This window comes from Pseudomonas iranensis, assembly GCF_014268585.2.
Lineage (GTDB): Bacteria > Pseudomonadota > Gammaproteobacteria > Pseudomonadales > Pseudomonadaceae > Aquipseudomonas > Aquipseudomonas iranensis.
Genome location: NZ_CP077092.1, coordinates 5,528,763 through 5,552,702 on the forward strand (window position 1 = coordinate 5,528,763; position 23,940 = coordinate 5,552,702).

Consider the following 23,940-nt stretch of genomic DNA (forward strand, 5'->3'; position numbering starts at 1 on the left):
TTTGTTATTGGCGTCTGCATAATCGACTCGGTTGTTCAGGTCGATGTAACTCGAAATACACCCTGGTCGGCCCCCTCTCCCTCCGGGAGAGGGTTGGGGTGGGGGACTCTTGAAAAAGCCCGACTAAACAAACCGTTTAAATTCCTACATGCAGTTTTAATCTGTTTAATTTCCCACAAGTACGTCTTACATCCCGTCGCAAAATACAGGCTTTTTTTGAACGCCCGGTTTATTCAAACCGCTCTAGTCCGGCCGTAGACTCCGTGTTTATGAGAAAGAACACTAGCGGTCCACGATTCAAGGCACTCCTGGAAGCAGCGAACATCAGCACCACGGATTTCGCAAGGTTCTGGGGCACGGAAGCCCAAAACGTTCATAACTGGTACACCCGGGGCGTCCCGGCGTATCGCATGGAAGAAGTCTCACGCCTGTTGTCGGTCAATAGTGAATGGCTGAAAACCGGGGAAGGCGTCAAGGAGGTCGCGCGCCTGCACCCACCCGCCAGCAACGGCGACACGTTCGATGCCCAGTCCATCTACGGCGTCTACACCGTCATCAACCCCAGCGACATTGACTTGGCATTTTTCAAGGAAACCCCGATCGCCAACGGCGACGGCAAAACCCACGTCATCCTCGACCCCGACCAATCCCTGCGCCTGCCCCGCGCCCACCTCGATCAACTCGACATCCAGCACGCCAACGCCATCTGCGCGCACATGATCGGCAACAGCATGGCCGATCGCATCGAAGACGGCTCCATCGTCGCCATCGACCGCGGTCTGACCCAGGTCGTCGACGGCGAAATCTACGCCGTAGAGCACGACGGCATGCTGCGCATCAAATACCTGCACCGCATGCCCGGCAACGGCCTGCGCATGCGCAGCCACAACAGCGCCGAATACCCCGACGAGGTCTTCCGGCCGGCCCAGATCGAAGAGCAGCGGATTCACATTCTTGGCTGGGTGTTCTGGTGGTCGACACTGGGCAAGCGCCGGCCGGTGGTGCCGTTTCTATGACTGTTTGCCAGAACCTGTGGGAGCGAGCCTGCTCGCGAAGAGGGCCCTGATAACCGGTACAAATCCAGGATTTGTACTGCTTCAGTCGCTCTAAACCGCACTTGAGGCTGGGAATCCAGAGCAAAACTCAGTATCCTGCGCCCCACATTCGCGCATCGACCCGCCCAGCGGCTCGGATGACGCCCGACGCGGCAGACCAACGTCTGACCAAGTCCCACAGCCGGACGCAGATCCGGATGTACGTTTTGAAGGCTGGCGCGGTTTACCAAAAATAAACCAAGCCAGTCCCCGAGAAGCCGGCCACAAGCCGGCTTTTTAATGCCTGCAACAAACCATATCCATTGCTGAAATTGCATTCCAGCTTGTATAGCGCCCAATGCACTGGTTACCGTCCCGCCAAATATCGCAGGAAACACCAAATGCCCAAAACCTCATTCCCCATTGAGGACGCGCTGAAGCGCGCCGCCGAACGAGGCGAGCCGCCTGCCGAAGATAAGTTGGCCAGTGAAGAAGATGACGAACTTGCCGCCATCGTTCACGAGCGCCTCGCCGCTCCTCAGCGAATGCAGGTCAGTCTGGCTGATCTGTAAGCTGTTCGAGCGCCCAGCTACAGTTGCTGAATTTGTCCAACAACCTGTTGGACAAATGCCCCTCACGGATAACTGAACGACTTCACCAACGTCAGCTCCCCCGCCGTCCGCATCGGCACTACAAACGTCTCCATCTTCTCGCTCGGCGTGCCTTCTTCAGTAATCACCGTCACCTGCGCCGTGGTCAGCGCCTGAACCGCTTCATCCCCACCTTCGTCATCCCCGCGATATCCGCCGCCGTAATAATTCACGTACACCAGATACTGCCCTTTGATCGGCGCGGGCATGGCGGCGATTTCCGGGCCGTAGCCGGTGGTGACGTCGACATCGAGGGCGGCGCCGTTGGGTGCGACGCGGTTGCCGTACCAGATGTGGGCGCCGTCGGGCGTGATCAGGTGCAGGTCGAGGTCGGTGCCGTCGCTGTCCCAGGCCAGCAGGACGCGCAGTTTGGCCGGGGTGGCGCCGCCGCGGGCGTTGAGGAATTGCGTGCGGTGGCGTTGCTGGCCGTCGGCGCTGCGCACTTCGACGCTGTTGCTGCCGTTGGGGAAGGAGAACGGGCGATCGAAGCCGCCGGCGGGGTCGATTTTCAGCGGCATGCTGACGCCGTTGACGATCAGGCGGCCGGGTTCGTTGTTCTTCGGCACGGCTTTGATCTGGCCGCTGATTCTGGCGGTATTGGCCTGGCCAAGCGGTGTGTTGACCGACGAGGCCGGGTAGTTGACGGTCTGGCGAAAGCTCTCGCCCTCGCCTTGCGGTGCGCCGCTGCGCCAGCCGCCGACCGGGGTGTCGAGTTTGACGCCATCGGCGGCGAACGCTTGCGGCAGTACGTTGAGGGCACAGAGCAGCAGCAAGACCTGTGGATAACGGAGTGTCATGGTCTATTCCAGCAAAAGGTGACGGGCGAGCCCTTCGATGTAGGTTTCATCCTGGCCGTTGGGGTGTGCTTCGAAGGCCAAGTGCAGATATTCGTGGGTCAGGTCGAGGCGATCCTGCAGGGTCAGCACGCCGCGCACGTAAATCCGCTGGCGTTCGCGGTCAACGAAGGGCCGGCCGAAGGCGAGTTTGCATACGGCGAAAGTGCTGACTTCGTTGTAGCCGGTTTCGCTTTCCAGCGTCGGACGCCAGCCGCGTCGCTGCTTTTGCAGCCAGTCTTGCGCGGCGGGCAATGCTTCGCAGGAGGCGACAGGGTTGTCCCAGCGGCTGAGGCTGGCGCGTGGATAGGCGTGCAGCAGAATCGCGTCGTAGCGCTGGCCGGCGTTCGCTTGCTCGACGGCTTGCTGCCAGGCGAGTTTGTCCGGGCCGGGCTGGTCGGAGTGATAGGTGACGGTGCTGCCGGCCAGTACCAGATCCGCCGTCCACGCCGCGATGTTGCGTGACTCGGCCGAGGCTGGACGCGGGGCGACGCGCTGGCGATTGCTGCTGTCGTCGATGCTCAGGCAATCGCCGTTGCGCGTGGCGTTTTGCAGCAGATAAGTGCGGATCGCTACGGCCAGCGCCTTGGCGGCTTCGGCGGGTTGCGGTTTGGCTTCGCGTTCGAGAACGCGAGCGACATATTCTTCGCGATCAAGTCTTGCGACGAGTTTGTCGTTGAGCAGAAACAATTCGCCATCGCTGTGGATGTCCAGCGCATTGCCGTTGGCGAATTCGACGCGGTAGTCGCCGCGCAATGGCCCGGACGTGGCTACACGATCCCCGGCCAGAACTTTCGAAACCGGGTATTTCGAGAACAGCCCGACTTCCACACAACGCCCCGCGTCCGCTGGCCACGCCGTCGGCAACACACTGGCCAGCGCCTGAGCGTAATGACGCAGAACCATTTGACTGGTACCGCGTCCACCCGCCCAGACCGGTGCGCCGTCGGCGCTCCAGCCGGCGAATCCACCCTGGCGCGATTGTGCATCCTGGTCGTCGAGCCAGCTCCAGGTTTTCACCCGCAGGCGCCCGCCCAACTCGCCGACGACATTGCCATCCGCCGCATTCAGCACGACATCGAGCAGCACGCGGCGCATCTGTTCCTGCGCTGGCAGCAACGCCAGAACGCTCAATAACTCGGCAACCGAAACCCTTGTTTCCGGTTGCACGGCTGGCAAATCCAGCAACCACGACGGCGCTTGCCGCGCCTGCCAATACGCTCGCCAATCCGTCGCTGCAATGCCCAACCGCGCCGGTTCGAAATACAGACCGCAGGATTTCACCAGCGCCTGATCCCGCTCTATCCTGCCGCCCGCCGAGCAGCAATAAACTTCTTCTCTGGACTGCCCGCGACATTCATACGCCGGCTCCTGTGCACTGGTATCCACCAGCCACGCGTAGACGAACAACTTCCACAGACTGCCCAGCGGCGCATCCAGCGACGCTGGCAACGGTTCGCGCTTGATCAGTTGCGTCTGACTCAACGACAACAACTCGCCCTGATAGGCCACGCGCAACGGCTCGTCCTGCGCTGTCGCCAGCGCAGGCATCACACCCATCAGCAGCCACAACAGCGGCCGGCGCATGTCAGTTGACCGTGACCTGACCGAGGGCGGCTTTCGCCTCCTGGGCCTGATGCTGCGGTGCATACACTTGCTTGAAGCGTACCGGCGGCAGGTTGAACTGACCCTTCTGCGAGAAGCGCACCAGATGACGCAGGCGCAACTCGCCACTCAGCGCGTCGACCGGCACCGCGTATGCCAGTTGTCCCGGTTCAAAACGCGCCTTCTCCAGCGCGGTCGGTTCGGTGCCGTCCTTGCCCTGCAACTTGATGCCCCACGTCGTGCGCTCGACATCCGCGCCCGGTGGCAGCGGCACTTCAAGCATGCCGTAGCGCAGCGGTTTCGCTGCCTTGCTGGTGAGGATCACCTCGTCCAGGTACAGGCTGTCGCTGGACAACGGTTTAGTGCCGACCGGCTCGAGTTTGAAGGTGAACGCTTCGTCGCCCGGCACCAGACGCGACAGGCGCCGGGTGATGGTCACGGCCATCGGATCGACCTGCGGCTGTTGAGTCTGGAAGCTCAGCGCTGCACGCAGCGGTCGCTCTTGAGTGCCGGACACGCTCAGTACGTTCGGCAACGGCGTCGCGCCCTGCCATGTCCAGTACATCTCGCCGCTGGCCCCGTAGTTTTTCTTCCAGCCTTCACCCGGCATCAGCGCGATGGTCGGCGAGGCCTGAGCGATGCTGCGTTGCAGCCAGGTCAGCGCCAGTGCACGTTCCAGTGTCGATTGCTGCGGCAGTAACCGTTGCAGCAACGCCGTGGCGCGAGCCTGATCAAACGGTTGCAGCGACAGGTTCAGCGCTTCGACGAAGGGCTGCGAGCTGACCGCCAGACGTAGTTGCGCTGCGCCCAGTTGACGATTGAATGCCTCCGGCAAAGCAACTTTCGCCTGCGAGGCCAACGATGCAGTGAGTGCCCGTGCCGTCGCCAGACCAAGTGCCGAATCCGGGTCGTTCATCACCAGACTGTCCTGGCCGTCGTCGAGCAAGGTTTCGGCAGCGCCTTCACCGGCCTTGGCCAGATCGTCGATCAAACCGCTGAGCAGCGTGTTCACTGGCAGCTGCATCTGTTTGGCGAACGACAGAATCAGAGCCCGTTGCAGCAATGGCGTATTCGGCGCTTGCTTGGCATAAACCTCCAGCACCCGCTGCCAGTGCTCCGGCGGCAGGGTCAGCTCGAGTACGCGGCTGGCGTTCCAGTCGGCGTAATAGGCATAGGCGGTGAGAAATGCATCCGGCTCGCCGTCGTAGCCCCACCAGGTGAAGCTCGCCGACGGCCCGGCCATTTGCACCAGGCGCAGGCGGTTGTTCTGCATGATCAGGCGCAAGCGATCGCGAATCTGCGGGTTCGAAGCCAGCGATGGATAGGCGATGCTCAACGGCAGCAAGCGACTGGCGGTCTGCTCGACGCCGCCGTACGGGTAGCTCAGCAGATCATCGAGGGCGGAACGGAACAGCGCTTGCGGACTGTCATCCAGACGCAGGCGGATATCCGTGGCATCCGCCGGCAAACTCAACGGCGTATCGCCGCTGACCACCTCGAAGCTTTGTGTCTGGGTGACCTGCCAGCCTTCACCGGTGGCACTCAAGCGCACAGCCAGGGCATCGGCGACTTTGCCATCCTGCACCAGCTCCGCCGTCCACTCGCCAGAGGCCAAAGCGAACGCCGGCAGTGGCAGGTAATTGATGCCGCTGTTCAGAGTCACCGGCATACGTTGTTCGTTACCGGCATAGTGAGTCACCAGTTCAGCCTTGACCGGTTTCTCCGCCTGACTGAAAGCGAACACACCCAGTTGCGGCTGATCGCCCTTGCGGAATCTGCTCGGCCCGCTCCACTTCAGGTACAGCGGTTTTTCCGAACGGACAAACTGCTTCTTCTGCCCGACCTGACCGTCATCGGCAATCGCCCGCGCGGTGATGCGCCAGCGGGTCAGCGAGTCCGGCATCTTGAAGGTGAAGCGGGTTTTGCCGTCGGCGCCGGTCAACAACTCCGGCTGCCACGCAGCGGTGTCGACGTCTTCACGGCGCGGACGCTCAAGCACCTTCACGCCGCGCTCGCTGCGATTGGCCTTGCCCGGTGCGCCGGGGCTGCCCGGCAATGCCACGTCGTAGCTGATGAATGACAGGCTGGCACTGGTGCGCACGTTGTTGCGCCGTGGGTGATAGAAGAACTGATCGATGCTCGGCGCGACTTCCGGTTGCAGCGCGTAGACCATTTCGTCGACCACGCTGACCGTCAGATGCGCCGGAACCGCTTTGCCGGCGAACTGAGTCGTCAGGTCGACCGTGACCGTATCGCCCGGCAGATACACCGCTTTGTCGGTGCTGATCGCCACGTCGATTTGCGGCGCGACCACTTTGATCCCGGCGTTCTGGAAGCTGTACTGACCGCCCTTGGTGTAGAGCACGGAGAAGGTCAGGTTCGGCGCGAAGTTGTCTTTCACCGCAATGCGCGCGCGGTATTGGGTGTCGCTGAGTTTTTCCAGCTTCAACCAGTCAGCGCCCTTGGCCAGCAGCGCAGTGGCCTCGACCTTGTCGCGCTCCAGCGACAGCAGTGCATCGCTGACCGGCTCAGGGAAGGTGATCAGCGCCAGCGCTTCTTCGCCCGCCTTGTACTCGGGCTTGTCGAGGACGATTTCCACGGTACCCGGCACCGCTTTCACACCCTCGCCGGTGACCGAATGGCCGGTGGCGCCGAGGACGCGACCGTGTTGATCCTTAAGCGTCAGGTTGTAGGTGCCCGGACGTTCGAAGGCGAGGCTGAAACCTTTATCCGTTGCGGCGAGTTTGCCTTCGCCGGTGCTCTGATCTTCCAGGCGTACCCAGGCGTAGCTGCTCGGTGTTACGGCTTTGCTCTGTTCGGTGCCACCTTCATTCGCGTAGCTGAAGGCGACCTTGTCGCCGACCGCGCTGAACCGCTGCGGCGCGCTCAAGCGGAAACTCGCCGCACCACGGTCGATGAGGATTTCCTTGGTGGTCTTGACCCGATAAGCCGCGCCGTCGCTGGCGAACACGGTGAGCATGTAGCGGCTCGGTTTATCGGCTGCCGGCAAATCGAGGGTCGCGTTGCCCTTGCTGTCGGTAGTCAGTTCGGTGCTGGTCAGCTCTACCGGGAATTGCCCGAGGTATTGCAGCTCGTTGTCGACCATCGACAATTGCTGGGCGCGCAGGCTCAGGCTCAATTTGGCATTGGCCACCGGTTTGCCGTCGGGGTAGAGCAGCACCAGACTGCCTTTCACCGGCTCGCCGGTGCGGTAATCCTGCTTGGCCAGATTCAGCGAGATCTCGAAGTGCGGCTTGATGTACTCAGCCACACGAAAGGCGCTGCTGTAGGCCTGCGCCTTGTAGTTGAAACGGATCTCGTAACCACCGGCCACGGCGTTATCCGGCAACTGGAAACGGCCCTGAGTACCGGCCTTGGAATCAAGTTTCAGATCGAGGGTCTGCAATTCGGTCCCCGTGGCATCAAGCACGCTGACACTGACATCCGCCGCACCCGGCAACACCGAATCACGGGCATTCTTGAACTCGCGACCGACGATTTTCAACGACACCCAATCGCCCGGACGATACAGCGGCCGGTCGGTGAAGGCGTAAAGTTTGGTGTCGTAGATTTCGCTGTCGTAGTAGAAGTTTTCCGAGACGAACACGCCGCCCTCTTCGTCCTCGCCGATGACGAACGAGCGCTCCGGGCTGACGTGTTTCAGGCGCAGCAAACCATCGGCATCGGTAGCACCGCTGCTCATCACACCGAGGCCATCGGTCCACAGCACATTGACCTTCGGCACCGAGCTGCCCTCGTGTTTGCGCGCGGCCCAGACCAGTAATTCGTCACCGGCAATCTTGCTCACCGCGACGGTGTTGGAGACGAAAACCATGGTGGTCGCGCGGTACTTGCCGATCAGCGCTTCAACCAGGTACAGCCCCGGTTTCAGGTTACCCAGCGGGATGTAAACGTTGCCCGGCGCGACGCTGACGAAGTCGCTGGACGAGCCGGCCAGATTAACCCCGGCCGGCGGCTGGATAGGCTTGGCCTGCCACAGTGGATAACGGAACTGGCTGACCACCGGCAGACCCGGGATCAGCGCGAATTGCGGCTGCGCGTCGTACGGCGTCGGCGCGGCCATGGCCTCACCCATTTTCAACTCCGGCACTTCTTCGGTGACCTGCTTGCGCGACTCGTAGGAGAACGCACGCTGCATCACCCGGCGGGATTTGCGATACCAGTTGTCCCACAGATACGCGAGGGTGTTGGACAGACCTTCGCCCTTGAACTGGCCGTCGCTGACGACGCGATGCAGGTTCTTCTGGCGCTTGAGGAAATCCAGCGGCTTGTCGATGCGATATACGCGAATGTCGGCGCCGCCGTACGGCTCCATGCGAAAGCGCCGGTAGTCACGACCCGGGGCTTCGAGGCGGACCATCGCCGGCTCGTCGCTGGCAAAACTGCTGTCGGCGAGCAGGAAGAAACTCTCACCGGCCACCGGCGTGTAATTGCTCGGCTCCACCGAGTCTTCGGCGTTGACGCAGGAAAACGGCAGCAACAACGCCAACAGCAAGGAAATTCGCGAACAGATACGCAACATGCGGGCACCGGTCATTGGGAGAGAAAGTTCAGTCGATAGACGCCGATGAAGTTGGGGTTGGCTGCGTCGGGTATCCATCGGGTGTCCTTCCATGTCATGAGTTGCTGCAGGCTTGCCGAACGCATGCCGTTGTCAGTGGGGGTGGTGGTGCCGGTGTGATAGGCGATGTAGCGGCCCATCCAGATCATCAAGTGCTGGTCGTCGCCCTGATCGAAAAACATCAGGTCACCGGGCCGCGCCTGCGACACATCGCGGCCGACCAGATGGCTGTTGAACTGAACCAGTTTGATCGCGTTGACGTACGGCCCGACCTTGCCGCCGCCCTGCTGCCACTGTTGCGCGAGCTTGCGCTGGTCATCGTTGAGCGACAGTTCCGGCGGCAGATAACGATTGGACAGGCCATTGCTGCGCAGCCATTTGTCGTCATGGACTTTCAGCGCTTCGTTGGCGGCAAAGCGCACCAGCCCGGCGCAGTCCTGCTGATACCAGCGCGGGCTCGGGCCTTGGCTGAGCTGCTCTTGAGCGATGCGCACAAACCAGGCGCGGAATACCTGGGATTGCGCCGGGTCGAGCGCTGGAGCTTCAACCGCACGGGCGCCTGCGCTCAGCAGCAACGCAAGCAAGCCGAGGCTGCGGATCAGTGCGCTCACAGCGCTTTCCATTCCAGCGGCAGCCATTGCCAGTGGCCGTCAGGCTCGCTGCCTTCAGGCAGGGTCAGGGCATATTTGCCGTAACCGCCAAGGGTGCGCAGTTTCGGCATCAGGTAGGTTTGCGCAGCGTTGTAGAACACCGGCTCCATATCCTGCGGCAGGCTGTCGAGGGTTTCGCGCTGCATCAGTTGCGCCATCGCGTCCGGGCCGAAGTAGATCGGCATCAGTACGTCTTTTGGCAAAACGTCGGCCATCGGCGGGAAGCGCTTGTCGAGGGTGCCGAGGGCTTTGTCGACGAGTTTGTCGTCGAGGGAGAACAGCAGCGTCGAGCCGTGACGGGCGAGGCTGACTTTCATGAACGCCTTGCCGGAAATCGCCTCCGGGTTTTCAGCGGTCTTCGCCGCGTACGGACCGAAACTGGAACTGACCTGACGCTGCCAGACGTGGCTCTGGCCTTCCTGCTTGTCGATCACCGGGAATACGCTTTCGGCGACATTCGCTTCGAACGCGCCGACCATCGAGCCGAACAATTTGCCCAGATCACCGTCAAGCTTGCTGCTGTCCTCGTCTTTGAGGCTGGCGACCAGCAGCGGTGTGTACAACCGCGAATCGGCGTACCAGCACAGGCCGGCCGCGCCAGCGACGTGTTCGGTCAGCGTTTGCGCAACAGCTTCATCGGCACCGAGCTTGATCAATATCGGTTTCTGCGGCTCGGCCGCCACCGGCAGGGTCACGCAAGCGCTCGCCCCCAACGGCATCGCCTGCCAGACCGGTTTGAAATCGAAGTCCGGCTGGTTTTCCAGTTCATCCATGGCCAGATAGCTGTGCCAGCCCTTGTCGTCCATGTCGAAACGCAGCCCGGCGAAATTCGGGATGAAGCGCTGATAGCCCATGGCGAGCACGCTGGAATTGACCGACAGACGCTGCTTGGTTTCCGGGCTTTTCGCCGGCAAGCCGAACGCTTCGGGGAAGAGTTTTTCACCGTTGAGCAACGCCGCCAGCGCTTGCGCGGAAACGCGGCCCGACGCTTCCGAGACGCCGCTCTCGGGGTCGTAGTACTTGGCTGGATTGGACAGCATCACCAGTTTGTCGCCGCGCGACGCGAACAGCAGTGATTTGCTGGCGTTATAGCTGAGTTGATACAGCGGCACGTCATCGCCGCCGACTTTGAGAGTGCCGAACACGCTGAGCTGGGTGTCATCCAGCGCCACTTTCGCCAATGGCTCGAGCAGCTTGGCCAACCCGCCGCGATCCATCACCAGCAGGAAATCCTTCAAACGACCATCGGCGCCACGCCACAGCGCAACATCGGCCGGTTGATCGAAAAGCTGCTCGATCAGGCTGTCCTGCAACTTCAGGTCATGCTCGTAGATGATCCGGCGCAGGCTGCCGATCAGGCCGAGGCGGTCGGCGTGAGTTTCGTAATAGAAGACGAAATCCTCGGTAAGCGTGGCCTTGAGGAACGGCACCGTCAGCAGGTCCTTGGGCAACTGGCTCAGTGAACGGGTTTCGAGCAAGGCATCCGGACGGCCGAGGCCGAGCTTGTCACTGGCAAGTGTCGCCGGCGGCGCTTTGGGCTTGAGCAGCAGCCAGCCGAAACCGCCCGCCACACCGGCCACCAGGCACAGGCCGAGCACGACCAGCGGCCAGCGCCGCGAAGGTTTGGCCGCCGGTGTCGCGGCAGCTGGAGTCACAGTGTTATCGCTCATGTTCACAACATCCGAGTTCATCCGTGGCGGGATGCTTAATAGTTGAAAGTCTTGACCAGCAGCAGATCACCGATCGCCCGCAGGGGCACGATGAAGGTTTCGCGTTTTTCGTCGACGGTGTTTTCGTTGAGCACCAGGGTGATCTGCGAGGTGATCACCTCGTTCTGATTACTGGTTTCCTCGAAGTTATAGCCACCATCGCCGTAGTTGCCCCAATAGTTGACGTAGACCAGATACGTGCCGTGCAGCGGCGCGGTCATGGTGAACATTTCCGGGCCGGGGCCGTCGACACCATCCGGGTCGAGGCCGCCGCCATTGCTCAGCGCCGGCCGTGCCCAAAAGGCATGCTGACCGTCGGGGGTGACAATATGCAGATCCAGCTCGGCTTTCGGGTCGTCCCATCCCAAGACAAGACGAATCTTCGCCGGCGTGCGCAGATTATTTGCTTCATAAAATTGCACGCGCTTGAGCGACTGGCCTTCGGCGCTGATCACTTCGACGCTGTTGGAACCGGCGCCAAATGCGTAGGGCCGGGCAAAACGTCCCTGATCATCGGTGTACAGATTCAATGGATTGCCGTTGACGGCGAGGCTGTGCGGCGGACGCATGTGGCCGAGGGCTTTGAGCTGGCCCTGGATCATCGTGCGATTGCGCTGAATGCCGCGATCGATCGGCGGCGTCGGGTAGGCGACCTGCGGATTTTCCGAACGATCGAGCAAGCCGTGATAACGCCAGCCGCCGACCGGCTCGGACAACTGCGCAGTCGGCGCGGCCCACAGCGCAGGCGCGCAGGCGAGGCCGATCAGCAGCAAAAGAAATGAACGCATGTGACGCCTCCTGCCATGCCTTGAACGAAACCTTGCACCCGATCCTCGGTACTTCACAGCGGTGAACTGCGTTTCGTCTGAATGCCCCGCAACTGTCGGGGCCGTAGAAGCCGCGAAGAGTAGCGATTCGGCAGTTTTTTAACAATCGGATACATGTGTGATTGCTGTAGGAATCGCGCCATCCGGGTAGACGATGAGCCGAATAGCCGGCATATTCGGCTCACCAAATGAGCCGAATAGCATTTTTATTCGGCTCACGCTTCTACGACAGGTGATCAATGACCGCGCACTGGATCTGGCAACAACCGGATTGGCCCGACTTCAACTGGCAAGCAGAGCGCCTCGCCCCGCTGCTGCGCGAGTGCGTGCGGACGCAGGGCCGACTCTTGGGAATGGCCGGCTCAGTGGGCGATTCGATGAGCGCACAGAGCGAGCTCGATGCGTTGCTTCAGAACATCGTCACCTCCTCCGCCATCGAAGGTGAGCAACTGAATGTCGGCTCCGTGCGTTCTTCTCTGGCCCGGCGCCTGGGTCTGGAATGGATTGATCGCGATAGCGTCAGCCAGCGTAGCGAGGGCTTGGCGCAATTGATGCTCGATGCCACCCATGGCTTCGACGAGCCGCTGACCCTGGCCCGATTGCTGGAATGGCACACCTGGCTTTTCCCCGCCGAGGAAGCGATGTCCAGCGCGCGGCCAATACTCGTCGGTACCTTGCGCGGCGACGAACCGATGCAGGTGGTGTCCGGTCGGCTCGACCGGCCAACGGTTCACTTTGAGGCGCCACCGCGCCAAGGGCTGGAACAGCAAATTGAGCGTTTTTTGAGCTGGTTCGAAGCCAGCCGCGATCAGGTTTCGCTGGATCCGCTGTTACGCGCAGGCATCGCGCATTTCTGGTTTGTCACTCTGCACCCTTTCGACGACGGCAACGGTCGTCTGACCCGCACAATCACCGATCTGGCGCTGGCGCAAGGCGAAGCGCAGGCGATCCGCTTCTACGCGATGTCCGCAAGCATTCTCGAGGATCGCGCCGGTTATTACCGGATTCTGGAGTCGAGCCAAAAGGCCACGCTCGATATCACCGAATGGCTGACCTGGTTTTTGCAGACACTGCTGCGCAGCCTGCAGCAAGCCATCACCCGGATAGATTCGGTGTTGGGCAAGACTCGCTTCTGGCAGGCGCACCGCGAATCCGACCTTTCAGCGGAGCAGATCAAAGTGCTCAATCGCTTGCTCGATGGCGGTGAGCGCGGTTTCGAACAGGGCCTCAGCGCAGGGCAATATCAAGCGGTTGCGAAAGTTTCCAAAGCCACCGCAACGCGGCATCTGGCGGAGTTGCTGGACAAGGGCTGTCTGCAACGCCTGCCGGGCGGCGGACGCAGTACGCGTTACAAAATCAACTATCCGGATTAACTCGCCGACCGTTATGGAGAGGCTTGGCGACGGCCCGCTCATTTGCCCATACCCCCCCTATCTGCTAGTGTCGCGCCGGTTTAACGTCTACCGGAATTTGCCGCCATGGCCCGCAAAAAAGCTGCACTGGATTTCGAACAATCCCTCGCCGACCTGCAAACACTGGTCGAGCGTCTGGAGAACGGTGAATTGTCGCTGGAAGACTCGCTGACCGCTTTCGAGCAGGGCATCGGTCTGACCCGTGACTGCCAGGCGGCGCTGGCCCAGGCCGAGCAGAAAGTGCAGGTGCTGCTGGAGCGCGATGGCGAGCTCGCCGAGGAACCCTTCGACGCGGATGAGCCAGAATGATCGCGGCGTATTCGGCGAGCAGTCAGGCCCGGGTCAACGCGGCGCTGGAGACGCTGTTCAACGCGCCGCTGCCGGAACTGGCGCGGCTCTACGAAGCGATGCGCTACAGCGTGATGAACGGCGGCAAACGCGTGCGTCCGTTGCTGGCTTACGCGGCGTGCGAAGCCCTCGGTGGCCAGGCTGAACAGGCCAGCGGCGCGGCCTGTGCGGTCGAGTTGATCCACGCCTACTCGCTTGTGCATGACGATTTGCCGGCGATGGACGATGACGATCTGCGTCGCGGCCAGCCGACGACCCACAAGAAATTCGACGAAGCCTGCGCGATCCTCGCCGGTGACGGCTTGCAGAGCCTGGCCTTCAGCGCCCTGCTCGATCCGCGCCTGAGCGATTGCAGCAGCGACATCCGTCTGCAGATGGTCACGGCGCTGGCCCATGCAGCCGGTCCGGCGGGCATGGTCGGTGGTCAGGCCATCGATCTGGGTTCGGTCGGTCTCAAGCTCGATCAAACAGCCCTCGAACAAATGCACCGGCACAAGACCGGCGCGCTGATTGAGGTCAGCGTCAAGCTTGGTGCCCTGGCCAGCGGCCGCGCCCAGCCTGATCAGCTTCAGGCGTTGCAGACTTATGCACAGGCCATCGGCCTGGCCTTTCAGGTGCAGGACGACATCCTCGACGTGGAAAGCGATACCGCGACCCTCGGCAAACGGCAGGGCGCCGACATTGCCCGCGACAAGCCAACCTACCCGGCGCTTCTCGGCCTCGACGCCGCCAAGGCCTACGCTCTGGAACTGCGCGATCAGGCTCTGCAGGCGCTGCGACCGTTTGACGCGGCCGCCGAGCCGTTGCGCGAGCTGGCGCGGTATATCGTCGAGCGACGCAACTGACGGCGTATCGGCCAAAAAAGACCAACGCGTGGGCAGGGGGCGATGCATCAGGTAAACTGCCGCATCTTTTATACCTATAACGATTCGCCTGATGCCCACGACGTTTCATGAGATTCCCCGCAAGCGCCCGACCACGCCCCTGCTCGACCGTGCGAACACGCCGGACGGCCTGCGCCGGTTAGGCGAAGCCGAGCTGGAAACCCTGGCCGATGAGTTGCGCCTGGAATTGCTCTACACGGTCGGCCAGACCGGTGGGCATTTCGGTGCCGGCCTGGGCGTGATCGAGCTGACCATCGCGCTGCATTACGTTTTCGACACCCCGGACGACCGTCTGCTGTGGGACGTCGGGCATCAGGCGTATCCGCACAAGATCCTCACCGGTCGCCGCGAGCGCATGGCCAGCCTGCGTCAAAAGGACGGCATTGCCGCGTTCCCGCGCCGCTCCGAGAGCGAGTACGACACCTTCGGCGTCGGCCACTCCAGCACCTCGATCAGCGCTGCGCTGGGCATGGCCATTGCCGCCCGTCTGCAGGACAGCGATCGCAAGGCTATCGCCGTGATCGGCGACGGCGCGCTGACCGCCGGCATGGCTTTCGAGGCGCTGAACCATGCGCCTGAAGTCAACGCCAACATGCTGGTGATCCTCAACGACAACGATATGTCGATCTCGCGCAACGTCGGCGGGCTGTCGAACTATCTGGCGAAGATCCTTTCCAGCCGCACCTACGCGAGCATGCGCGAGGGCAGCAAGAAAGTCCTTTCGCGGCTGCCCGGCGCGTGGGAAATCGCCCGTCGCACCGAAGAATATGCCAAGGGCATGCTGGTCCCCGGCACCCTGTTCGAAGAGCTGGGCTGGAACTACATCGGCCCGATCGACGGCCACGACCTGCCAACCCTGATCGCCACCCTGCGCAACATGCGCGATCTCAAAGGCCCGCAGTTCCTGCACATCGTCACCAAGAAAGGCAAAGGCTTCGCCCCGGCGGAAGTCGACCCGATCGGTTACCACGCCATCACCAAACTCGAACCACTGGACGCCCCCGCCGCTGCGCCGAAAGCCGTCGGCGGGCCGAAGTATTCGGCGGTGTTTGGCGAGTGGCTGTGTGACATGGCGGCGGCTGACGCTCGTCTGGTCGGAATTACCCCGGCGATGAAGGAAGGCTCGGATCTGGTGGCGTTCAGCGAGCGCTTCCCCGAGCGTTATTTCGACGTGGCGATTGCCGAGCAGCACGCGGTAACGTTCGCCGCCGGCATGGCCTGCGAAGGCGCGAAACCGGTGGTGGCGATCTATTCGACATTCCTGCAACGCGGTTACGACCAACTGGTACACGATGTCGCGGTGCAGAACCTCGACGTGCTGTTCGCCATCGACCGTGCCGGCCTGGTCGGCGAAGACGGCCCGACCCACGCTGGCAGCTACGACCTGTCGTACCTGCGCTGCATCCCGGGCATGCTCATCATGACCCCGAGCGATGAAAACGAACTGCGCAAGATGCTCACCACCGGCCACCTCTACAACGGCCCGGCGGCAGTGCGTTACCCACGCGGCAGCGGGCCGAATGCAGTCATCGAAAAAGATCTCGAAGCGATCGAAATCGGCAAGGGCATCGTCCGTCGTCAGGGCAGCAAGGTCGCCATGCTGGTGTTCGGCGTGCAACTGAGCGAAGCCTTGAAAGTCGCCGAGAAACTCGACGCCACCGTGGTCGACATGCGTTTCGTCAAACCGCTCGATGAAGCGCTGGTGCGCGAGATCGCCGGTGGCCACGAGTTGCTGGTGACTATCGAAGAGAACGCAATCATGGGCGGCGCCGGTGGCGCGGTCAGCGAGTTTCTCGCCCGCGAAAACATCCTCAAGTCGATGCTGCATCTGGGCTTGCCGGACATTTACGTCGAGCATGCGAAACCGGCGCAGATGCTTGCCGAGTGCGGGCTGGATGAGGCCGGGATCGAAGCGTCGATTCGCCAGCGGCTGGATTTGCTCGCCCAATAAACGCAATACCCTTGTGGGAGCGAGCCTGCTCGCGAAAGCGGACTGTCAGTCACAGACGAACTGACTGATACACCGCCTTCGCGAGCAGGCTCGCTCCCACATTTGATTTGTGTACACCTGAAACTCCCGTTGGACTGTCCATGAACCTCTCGCGCCTCGCCCTGCCCTTCCTCCTGCTGCCAACCGCCAGCGCCCTTGCCGATACATTCGAACGCGATCAGGCGCTGAAGCTGCCGGACACGTTGATCAGCGCCAATCGTCAGGTCGAGGCGCGCAACGACAGCAGCGCCGCCAACACCGTGTTCACCCGCGAAGACATTGATCGCCTGCAACCAAGCGACGTGCCCGATCTGCTGCGGCGCGTGCCCGGCGTGCAAGTGGCGCAGACTGGCGGGCGCGGCAGTCTGCCGGGGATCTACATTCGCGGCACGCAATCGGCGCAGAGCCTGGTGCTGGTCGATGGCCAGCGCATCGGCAATTCGACTTCCGGCGACAGCAACCTGCAGCATCTGAACATCGAGCAGATCGAGCGCGTCGAAGTGCTGCGCGGTTCGCGCTCGGTGATTTACGGCAGCGACGCGATTGGCGGGGTGATCCAGATCTTCACCCGGCGCGGCACCGAGCAAGGCTTGCAGCCACGCCTGCATCTGGGCTTCGGCAGTCAGCAGACCTGGGAACGCAGCCTCGGCTTGTCCGGCGGCGACGAGAAAACCCGCTTCAACCTCGGCGCCAGCCTCGACGAAACGGCCGGGATCGACCGTACCCACGAGTCGTATCCAAGCGACAGCGACCATGACGCCTACCGCAACAAATCCCTGAGCCTGAGCCTGAGCCACGCGCTGACCGATGACGTCGAAGTCGGCGCCAATCTGCTGGATAACCGTGGCAGGAGCGAATTCGACAATCCGTTCGGCCGCTTCGACATGGCCACGTTCGAGTCGGTGCAACAGCAGCCATACAGTGATTTCAATGTCAGCAGCATCAGCAGTTATGTCGATGCGCAGGTCAACGAAACCTGGAAAACCCGCATCGAATTCGGCCACAGCGAAAACCGCGAAAAGACCTTCGACAAGCTCAGCGACGAGCGCACGGTGTTCAATACCTATCGCGACTCGGTGAACTGGCAGAACGACCTGACGCTGGACGCGCGCAACAGCCTTATCCTCGGCGGCGACTGGTACGAAGACCGGGTCAACAGCAGCACTGCGTTTGACGAGGACAGCCGCTGGAATCGCGCAGCGTTCATCCAGCATCGCTATCAGGCCGACAGTTTCTCCACCGAGATCGGCCTGCGCCACGACGACAACCAGCAGTTCGGCAGCCAGAACACCTGGAGCGGCACTTTCACCCTGCCGCTGAACCCGGACAACGACGTGCTGCTGAGCTACAGCGAAGGGTTCCGTGCGCCGACCTTCAACGACCTGTACTACCCGGATTTCAGCAATCGCGACCTGAAACCGGAAACTTCGAAAAGCTACGAACTGCAATGGCGCAGCCAGTTGAGCGACAGCGCGCGGCTGGAAGCCTCGATTTACCGTACCGACCTGGAAGACGCGATCATCTTCGGCAGCAACTCACGCCCACAGAACGTTGCGTCAGCGCGCATCAACGGTTTTGAAGCAGCGTTGAAGCAGGAGCTGTTTGGCTGGCAGAGCAATCTCGGCGTGGCGATCATTGATCCGCGAGATCGCGATACCGGGCATACCCTGGCGCGACGGGCGCGGCGCACGGCCAGTTGGGATCTGGATCGGCAGTTTGATCGCTTGGGACTCGGCGCCAGTTGGCAATTGGTCAGCGGCAGTTACGACGACTTGAACAACACCCAGTCGCTGGGTGGCTACGGCACGCTCGGGCTGCGCAGCAGTTGGGCGCTGAACCGTGAGATCAAGCTGGATCTGAAGGTGGATAACCTGCTGGACAAGGGTTACAGCCGGGCGAATTACAGCTATGACGGTGCGCAGTATGGCTATCGCGAGGAAGGTCGGGCGTGGATGTTCGGGGTCACCTGGATTCCTGAACTCTGAACTGACATTTGTGTTGGTTGGCAGGCCTCTTCGCGAGCAGGCTCGCTCCCACAGTAGATTGAGTGCGGCCACACCTTTTGTTTTCACCGCAACTCCAGTGTGGGAGCGAGCCTGCTCGCAAATACAGGCGATGCGGTCTACCGATCCGGCGCGATCAATTGGCAGAGTTTGGCGGTCGCACTGATCATCTGACCACTGGGCCTTTCCAGACCTTTATCACTGACCAATAACAGTCTCCCCTGCCTGACTGCTGCCACCTGCGGCCAGGTCTTCCACGCCCCAAGCTGCGCCTGATCACCGGCGACAATCACTTCGGGATCACGCTGCAATACCGCCTCGATACTCACCTGCGGTGCCGGCAGATTCAGCTCGGCGAAGACATTGCGCGCGCCGCACACCTCAAGCGCATCGCTGATGATCTGCCCGCCCCCCACGGTATACAGCGGCTTGTCCCAGACCTGATAAAACACCCGCAGCGGCACATCACGACGATAACGCTGACGAAGGTCATCCAGTTGTTTACGCAATTCGGCCGCTCGTTGCGCCCCGCGTTCAGGACGCCCGAGCTGTTCGGCAATGGCTTCGATCTGCGCCGCGAGTTGCATCAACGTATGCGGCTCGGCGACGAAGGTTGGAATGTTCAGGCGCTTGAGCTGATCACGCTGCCCGGCGCCAACACTGCCGGGCCAGAGCAGCAGCAAATCCGGTTTCAGGCTGAGCAAGCGCTCCATGTCGAGCTGGCCGTAGCGGCCCACAGATGGAACATCGGCAATCGCCGGCGGCCGCTCGCCCGCATCCAGTACGCCGACCAGCAGGTCAGCGGAATCCAGTTCAACGACGATTTCAGACAGTGAGGGGGCGAGGCTGACCACACGCAGTGCGGCCAGCGCCGGGCTGCTCAGGGCGAGCAGCAGAACCGCCAGCCACAGGCGATGCATCAGCCGAGTTGACGCGGAATACGATAGAGGTAGAACAGCACGGCGGTGGACAGCGCCAGCAACATCAACGGCACGGCTTCGAGGCCGACGAATACCGCCAGTGCGCCGATCCAGGCCGGCAAGGACGCTACCAGCAACGCCGTACGCCGACGCGCCGCAAGGGCAATCCAGGCGGTGGGTTCTTCGGCGGTATCGAGGGCTTTTTGCGTGGCGATCAGGGCGTGTTTGTAGCGGGCGAAATACTTCAGGCTGACAAACATCGAGGCGACGCCGGCGATGAACAAAGGCATTGCCAGCACTGGCAGCAGGCCCTGGCCTTCACCGAACAGCGCGTTGAGCACAAACAGCGGCAACAGGGCCAGCGCCAGGTATTGCCACCAGGCCACCGCCAACCGCCGCCGCACCTGGCCACGGGTCACGCGCGGTCGACCTCGCCCTGATGTTCGTTGCCCATCATGTGGTCGAGCTTGCTGGCCTTGGTCGCCAGATAGAGTTTGTTGTGCGGATTGTGCCCGGTGTGCAGCGGCACGCGCTCGGCGACGACGATGCCCATATCGGTCAGCGCTTTGACCTTGCGCGGGTTGTTGGTCATCAGGCGCAGGGATTTCACGCCCAGATGCTCAAGCATCGGCAGGCACATGGCGTAGTCGCGCTGATCGGCGGCAAAGCCCAGACGCTCGTTGGCTTCCACGGTATCGGCGCCGCCGTCCTGCAACTCGTAAGCGCGGATCTTGTTCAGCAGACCGATGCCGCGCCCTTCCTGACGCAGATACAGCAGCACGCCGCGGCCTTCGCGGGCGATCGCCTGCAACGCGGCTTCCAGTTGCGAGCCGCAGTCGCAACGCTGGCTGAACAAGGCATCGCCGGTCAGGCATTCGGAATGCAGGCGACCGAGTACCGGGGCGCCATCGGCAATTTCACCGAGGCTCAGCACGACGTGCTCACGCCCGGTGCTCTCATCGAGAAAGCCGTGCATGGTGAATTGCGCAAAAGGCGTTGGCAGCTTGGAAGCGGCGACGAAGACGACAGGCACCGATGTGCTCCTGATCTAGAAGACTGAAAATTCGCAGGCGGGCATTGTAACAGCAGGTTCCTGTGGACGCTTAGGCTGAATTATCGGGCATAACCATCAAAAAGTTTGATGACAGCTGCCATACGCTCCCACAGGACATTGTGATCATTTTGGATCAAACGGATACGGCTGCTGCCACTTCTCGAAGACCGGCTTCAACTCTCCGCTCTTGACCAGCTCCGCCATGCGCCGGTCATACAGCGCCATCAACGCGCGAGCCTGTGGGGTATCGGCGAAACCGAGAAACAGCGGCAACTCAGCCAGATGCGAATAGCGATACTGCGCTGGATCCGCGGCATCGCGCACGACCGCTTCAATCTCGGTCAGCGCATCGATGTAGTAATCCGCCCGGCCCTGCTTGAGCATCAGCAGAATGCCGGTACGTCGTTCGATCTGGTTGAAGCGCTGGATGTTCGGCAAGTAGTTTTCGTAGCGGTAGCCGCGCACCCAGGCCAACCGATATTTGTCCAAGGTCGCCTGGGTCGGCGGCGGGCTGCTCGCCAGGCCCAGCGCGTAGATGTGATCAGAATCGAACTTCGATTGCGGGTACAGCACGTGCTCGGCTTCGTCGCGGTAGGAGCCGACCAGCGCGTCGACTTCCTTCAACTGCACCAGCCCGATCGAACGGGTGTACGGCACCGTGCGGATGTCCAGCTTGACCCCGGCCGGCTCGAACACTTTGCGCAACACGTCCCAGGCCAGACCGTGACCATCGGCGGCGGTGTAATCCTCCCAGTCTTCGCTGGCCAGATGGATCACCCCAGGCACAGGCGCGGCGGCCTGCGCGTGGGCGAACGTGCCCAGCAGAGCCAGAAGCAGCAGCGCCAACCCGCGTCGCAGCATTGCGTGGTTCCTCACGTGAGTCGAATCAGGCGAATGCCCATACCAGCCCTTGCATCGCCAGCCAGGCGAACACACCGGCCAGCACGTCGTCGAGCATGATGCCGACGCCGCCATGCACGTGCTTGTCGATCCAGCGGATCGGCCACGGCTTGAGGATATCGAAGAAGCGGAACACCAGAAAACCCGCGAGCAACCAGTACCAGCCTTCCGGCACCAGCCACAGGGTGATCCACATGCCGACCATTTCGTCCCAGACAATGCCTTCGTGGTCGTGCACGCGCAAATCGTCAGCGACTTTGCCGCACAGCCAGAAGCCGAACAGCATGGTGATGCCGAGCATCAGCCAGTAGCCCCAGTCGGGCAGCATCTGCCACAGCGGAATGAACGGCAGCGCCACCAGCGAGCCCCACGTGCCCGGCGCTTTTGGCAAGGTGCCGGAGCCGAAGCCGAACGCGAGGAAATGCCACGGATTGCGCCAGACCGAGGGAGGCACGAATTCGGCAGGGACCTGTTTCGGGTGATCTGTCACGGTGTCTCCTGAAAATGTTGGTAGCCACGAATCTGCGGAGTGATGTCGTGCCCGTCGCGGTCCAGCAGCAGCACGCCCTGGCCCGGCAGCACTCGCCCGATCACATGGATCGGCCAGCCGTCGGCCAACAGTGCCGGCAACTCGGCGGACGGCAAGGTGAAGGCCAGTACGTAATCATCACCACCGCTCAATGCCGCGCGCTCGGCACCGCGCTGACCGAGAAACGCGACTAAAGCATCCGACAACGGTACACGCTCGCGTTCAATCTCAAGTCGCACCTGCGACGCCAGCGCGATATGCCCGCAATCGGCGAGCAGGCCATCGGAGATGTCCAGCGCCGCCGTAGCCTTGCCGCGCAGGGCCTGACCGAGGGCCAGTTGCGGCTGCGGCGACCAGTAATGCTCGAGCAGCGGCTGGGCGATATGCGCTTCGGCATCACGTTGAGCCAATACCAGCGGCAAGGCGCCGGCCGCATTGCCCAGTTCGCCGCCGACGCAGAGCAGATCACCGGCCTGCGCACCGCTGCGGGTCAAGGCCTGGCCAGCGGGTACGCGGCCGAACACGGTGACCGTCAGGCTCAACGGTCCGCGCGTGGTATCGCCGCCGACCAGCGCGACGCCGCAGCTTTGCGCCATGCGGTTCAAACCACGGGCATAGGCTTGCAGCCAATCGGCAGTCACCGTCGGCAAGGTCAGGGCAAGGGTAAAGGCAACGGGCGCGGCGCCCATGGCGGCCAGGTCACTGACCGCGACGGCCAGCGAGCGCTGGCCGAGCAGAAACGGATCGCAGGGGTCGGCGAAATGCACACCGGCCACCAGCGTATCGGTAGAAACCGCCAGCTGTTCCCCAGCGGGAACCGCCAGCAAGGCGCAGTCGTCGCCGATCCCCAGAGCAACGCCTTCGCCGCCCTGCGCACAAGGCGCGGCGGCGAAGAAATTGCGGATCAGCTCAAACTCGCCCATGGCCGAGAAAAAGTATTCAAGCGCCGATCAGCGCTTGAACGCCTTCACTTCAGCTTCACGCAGGCGCGGGGCCAGCTTGTCGAGCACGCCGTTGACGAACTTGTGGCCGTCGGTCGAACCGAACACTTTGGCCAGCTCGATACCTTCGTTGATCACAACGCGGTATGGCACGTCGACGCGCTTGAGCAGTTCCCAGGTCGACAGGCGCAGAACCGCCAGTTCAACCGGGTCCAGCTCTTCGATCGCCAGATCCAGGCAAGGCGTCAGGGCAGTGTCGATTTCGGTCTTGAACTGCGGAACCCCGTGAAGGATTTCACGGAAGTAGGCGCCGTCGACATCGGTGAAATCGTTATCAACGCGAAACTGCGCTTCGATCTCGTTCAGCGATTGCCGGGCCATGTGCCACTGGTACAGCGCTTGAGTCGCGAGCTGACGGGCTTCGCGACGCTTGGCGCTCTTCGACGGCTTGCCGGCATCCGCAGGTTTCGGATCGCGCGGGTTGAAACGATCGCTTTCGTCGCTAATCACTTGGCCTCCAACTGCGCCAGCAGGCTGACCATTTCCAGAGCGGACAGGGCAGCTTCGGCACCTTTGTTACCGGCCTTGGTGCCGGAACGTTCGATGGCTTGCTCGATGGAATCGACGGTCAGCACGCCAAACGCGACCGGTACGCCGAATTCCATGGAGACCTGGGCCAGGCCTTTGGTGCACTCGCCAGCCACGTATTCGAAGTGCGGAGTACCGCCACGAATGACCGCGCCGAGGGCGATGATCGCTGCGAACTCGCCTTTCTGGGCGACTTTCTGCGCAACCAGCGGGATTTCGAAGGCGCCCGGTGCGCGGATGATGGTGATGTCGCTTTCGCTCACGCCGTGGCGAACCAGGGCATCAACGGCACCGCTGACCAGGCTTTCAACCACGAAGCTGTTGAAGCGGCCCACTACCAGAGCGTAGCGGCCTTTGGGGGCGATGAAGGTACCTTCGATGGTCTTCAGGGTCATTCGTCAGTTCTCTTAAAGAGCCGGGACGCGTTTGCTACGCGTCCCTCAGTGATTTATTTGCCGCGAATCGGAGTCCGGAAACAGCC

At 62.0% G+C, this 23,940-nt stretch carries 21 protein-coding genes; 7 read left to right on the forward strand and 14 right to left on the reverse strand.

The window, feature by feature from the left end:
• Positions 1-269: 269 nt before the first annotated feature.
• Positions 270-1,016: a S24 family peptidase gene (locus tag HU724_RS24925; protein ID WP_038860948.1), complete on the forward strand. Its 747-nt coding sequence runs from the start codon at positions 270-272 to the stop codon at positions 1,014-1,016.
• 419 nt (positions 1,017-1,435) lie between these two features.
• On the forward strand, positions 1,436-1,606 hold the full coding sequence (locus tag HU724_RS24930; protein ID WP_016772997.1) for a hypothetical protein: 171 nt from the start codon (positions 1,436-1,438) through the stop codon (positions 1,604-1,606).
• A 62-nt stretch (positions 1,607-1,668) separates the two neighbouring features.
• Here the strand turns inward: HU724_RS24930 and HU724_RS24935 are convergent, their stop codons facing one another.
• Genes HU724_RS24935 through HU724_RS24960 form a run of 6 tightly spaced genes read right to left on the reverse strand, consistent with a single transcriptional unit; the run spans position 1,669 to position 11,851 of the window.
• Complete coding sequence (locus HU724_RS24935) at positions 1,669-2,481, reverse strand: YfaP family protein (protein WP_130902611.1); 813 nt, start codon at positions 2,479-2,481, stop codon at positions 1,669-1,671.
• Between the two features lie 3 nt (positions 2,482-2,484).
• Entirely contained in the window at positions 2,485-4,104 is a 1,620-nt protein-coding gene (locus tag HU724_RS24940; RefSeq protein WP_186568832.1) for a DUF2300 domain-containing protein, read from the reverse strand.
• A gap of 1 nt (position 4,105) precedes the next feature.
• Positions 4,106-8,680, reverse strand: a complete 4,575-nt coding sequence (locus HU724_RS24945) for an alpha-2-macroglobulin family protein (protein WP_186568831.1) — start codon at positions 8,678-8,680, stop codon at positions 4,106-4,108.
• Positions 8,677-9,327, reverse strand: coding sequence for a DUF1175 domain-containing protein (locus HU724_RS24950; protein ID WP_186568830.1), 651 nt, complete (start codon positions 9,325-9,327; stop codon positions 8,677-8,679). Before HU724_RS24950 ends, HU724_RS24945 begins: the two co-directional genes overlap by 4 nt.
• Positions 9,312-11,024, reverse strand: a complete 1,713-nt coding sequence (locus tag HU724_RS24955; protein WP_186568829.1) for a DUF2138 domain-containing protein — start codon at positions 11,022-11,024, stop codon at positions 9,312-9,314. The genes HU724_RS24950 and HU724_RS24955 overlap by 16 nt, the downstream gene beginning before the upstream one ends.
• A gap of 35 nt (positions 11,025-11,059) precedes the next feature.
• Entirely contained in the window at positions 11,060-11,851 is a 792-nt protein-coding gene (locus HU724_RS24960) for a YfaP family protein (RefSeq protein ID WP_024014479.1), read from the reverse strand.
• Positions 11,852-12,129: 278 nt separating this feature from the next.
• Here HU724_RS24960 and HU724_RS24965 point away from each other — a divergent pair, with 278 nt between their 5' ends.
• The 5 genes from HU724_RS24965 to HU724_RS24985 all read left to right on the forward strand — a co-directional run bounded on the left by HU724_RS24965 (position 12,130) and on the right by HU724_RS24985 (position 18,509).
• A complete protein-coding gene (locus tag HU724_RS24965; RefSeq protein WP_186568828.1) occupies positions 12,130-13,263 on the forward strand; it encodes a Fic family protein in 1,134 nt (377 codons plus the stop codon).
• Between the two features lie 105 nt (positions 13,264-13,368).
• Complete coding sequence (locus HU724_RS24970) at positions 13,369-13,611, forward strand: exodeoxyribonuclease VII small subunit (protein ID WP_016772991.1); 243 nt, start codon at positions 13,369-13,371, stop codon at positions 13,609-13,611.
• Positions 13,608-14,495, forward strand: a complete 888-nt coding sequence (gene ispA, locus HU724_RS24975; RefSeq protein WP_186568827.1) for a (2E,6E)-farnesyl diphosphate synthase — start codon at positions 13,608-13,610, stop codon at positions 14,493-14,495. The genes HU724_RS24970 and ispA overlap by 4 nt, the downstream gene beginning before the upstream one ends.
• Before the next feature lie 91 nt (positions 14,496-14,586).
• A complete protein-coding gene (gene dxs, locus HU724_RS24980) occupies positions 14,587-16,485 on the forward strand; it encodes a 1-deoxy-D-xylulose-5-phosphate synthase (RefSeq protein WP_186568826.1) in 1,899 nt (632 codons plus the stop codon).
• A gap of 140 nt (positions 16,486-16,625) precedes the next feature.
• Positions 16,626-18,509, forward strand: a complete 1,884-nt coding sequence (locus HU724_RS24985; RefSeq protein WP_186568825.1) for a TonB-dependent receptor domain-containing protein — start codon at positions 16,626-16,628, stop codon at positions 18,507-18,509.
• A 137-nt stretch (positions 18,510-18,646) separates the two neighbouring features.
• On the opposite strand, the gene HU724_RS24990 is transcribed toward HU724_RS24985, so the two are convergent.
• From HU724_RS24990 to ribH, 8 genes are all read right to left on the reverse strand, one after another.
• The gene (locus HU724_RS24990) at positions 18,647-19,447 is read right to left on the reverse strand and encodes a cobalamin-binding protein (protein WP_186568824.1); all 801 of its coding nucleotides are present in this window, start codon (positions 19,445-19,447) and stop codon (positions 18,647-18,649) included.
• Complete coding sequence (locus HU724_RS24995; protein ID WP_186568823.1) at positions 19,447-19,866, reverse strand: MFS transporter; 420 nt, start codon at positions 19,864-19,866, stop codon at positions 19,447-19,449. Before HU724_RS24995 ends, HU724_RS24990 begins: the two co-directional genes overlap by 1 nt.
• Positions 19,863-20,480, reverse strand: coding sequence for a GTP cyclohydrolase II (ribA, locus tag HU724_RS25000; RefSeq protein WP_024014485.1), 618 nt, complete (start codon positions 20,478-20,480; stop codon positions 19,863-19,865). The genes HU724_RS24995 and ribA overlap by 4 nt, the downstream gene beginning before the upstream one ends.
• A gap of 144 nt (positions 20,481-20,624) precedes the next feature.
• On the reverse strand, positions 20,625-21,362 hold the full coding sequence (locus tag HU724_RS25005) for a substrate-binding periplasmic protein (RefSeq protein WP_186568822.1): 738 nt from the start codon (positions 21,360-21,362) through the stop codon (positions 20,625-20,627).
• 25 nt (positions 21,363-21,387) lie between these two features.
• Positions 21,388-21,891 (reverse strand): phosphatidylglycerophosphatase A family protein, encoded by a 504-nt coding sequence (locus tag HU724_RS25010; protein ID WP_130888587.1) that lies wholly within the window; start codon positions 21,889-21,891, stop codon positions 21,388-21,390.
• Positions 21,888-22,853: a thiamine-phosphate kinase gene (thiL, locus tag HU724_RS25015; protein ID WP_125925914.1), complete on the reverse strand. Its 966-nt coding sequence runs from the start codon at positions 22,851-22,853 to the stop codon at positions 21,888-21,890. Before thiL ends, HU724_RS25010 begins: the two co-directional genes overlap by 4 nt.
• A 27-nt stretch (positions 22,854-22,880) precedes the next feature.
• Positions 22,881-23,381, reverse strand: coding sequence for a transcription antitermination factor NusB (gene nusB, locus HU724_RS25020; RefSeq protein WP_024014489.1), 501 nt, complete (start codon positions 23,379-23,381; stop codon positions 22,881-22,883).
• Positions 23,378-23,854, reverse strand: a complete 477-nt coding sequence (ribH, locus tag HU724_RS25025; protein ID WP_003228649.1) for a 6,7-dimethyl-8-ribityllumazine synthase — start codon at positions 23,852-23,854, stop codon at positions 23,378-23,380. The genes nusB and ribH overlap by 4 nt, the downstream gene beginning before the upstream one ends.
• Positions 23,855-23,940: the final 86 nt, after the last annotated feature.

Excerpts from the sequence above, each read along its gene's own strand:
- HU724_RS24930 (WP_016772997.1), top strand. The coding sequence starts at position 1,436 with ATGCCCAAAACCTCATTCCCCATTGAGGACGCGCTGAAGCGCGCCGCC.
- HU724_RS24925 (WP_038860948.1), top strand. The coding sequence starts at position 270 with ATGAGAAAGAACACTAGCGGTCCACGATTCAAGGCACTCCTGGAAGCA.
- HU724_RS24970 (WP_016772991.1), top strand. The coding sequence starts at position 13,369 with ATGGCCCGCAAAAAAGCTGCACTGGATTTCGAACAATCCCTCGCCGAC.
- HU724_RS24960 (WP_024014479.1), bottom strand. The coding sequence starts at position 11,851 with ATGCGTTCATTTCTTTTGCTGCTGATCGGCCTCGCCTGCGCGCCTGCG.
- dxs (WP_186568826.1), top strand. The coding sequence starts at position 14,587 with ATGCCCACGACGTTTCATGAGATTCCCCGCAAGCGCCCGACCACGCCC.
- thiL (WP_125925914.1), bottom strand. The coding sequence starts at position 22,853 with ATGGGCGAGTTTGAGCTGATCCGCAATTTCTTCGCCGCCGCGCCTTGT.
- HU724_RS24945 (WP_186568831.1), bottom strand. The coding sequence starts at position 8,680 with ATGACCGGTGCCCGCATGTTGCGTATCTGTTCGCGAATTTCCTTGCTG.
- HU724_RS24935 (WP_130902611.1), bottom strand. The coding sequence starts at position 2,481 with ATGACACTCCGTTATCCACAGGTCTTGCTGCTGCTCTGTGCCCTCAAC.
- HU724_RS24950 (WP_186568830.1), bottom strand. The coding sequence starts at position 9,327 with ATGGAAAGCGCTGTGAGCGCACTGATCCGCAGCCTCGGCTTGCTTGCG.
- HU724_RS24965 (WP_186568828.1), top strand. The coding sequence starts at position 12,130 with ATGACCGCGCACTGGATCTGGCAACAACCGGATTGGCCCGACTTCAAC.
- HU724_RS24985 (WP_186568825.1), top strand. The coding sequence starts at position 16,626 with ATGAACCTCTCGCGCCTCGCCCTGCCCTTCCTCCTGCTGCCAACCGCC.
- ispA (WP_186568827.1), top strand. The coding sequence starts at position 13,608 with ATGATCGCGGCGTATTCGGCGAGCAGTCAGGCCCGGGTCAACGCGGCG.
- HU724_RS24955 (WP_186568829.1), bottom strand. The coding sequence starts at position 11,024 with ATGAGCGATAACACTGTGACTCCAGCTGCCGCGACACCGGCGGCCAAA.
- HU724_RS24990 (WP_186568824.1), bottom strand. The coding sequence starts at position 19,447 with ATGCATCGCCTGTGGCTGGCGGTTCTGCTGCTCGCCCTGAGCAGCCCG.
- HU724_RS24940 (WP_186568832.1), bottom strand. The coding sequence starts at position 4,104 with ATGCGCCGGCCGCTGTTGTGGCTGCTGATGGGTGTGATGCCTGCGCTG.
- ribH (WP_003228649.1), bottom strand. The coding sequence starts at position 23,854 with ATGACCCTGAAGACCATCGAAGGTACCTTCATCGCCCCCAAAGGCCGC.
- HU724_RS25005 (WP_186568822.1), bottom strand. The coding sequence starts at position 21,362 with ATGCTGCGACGCGGGTTGGCGCTGCTGCTTCTGGCTCTGCTGGGCACG.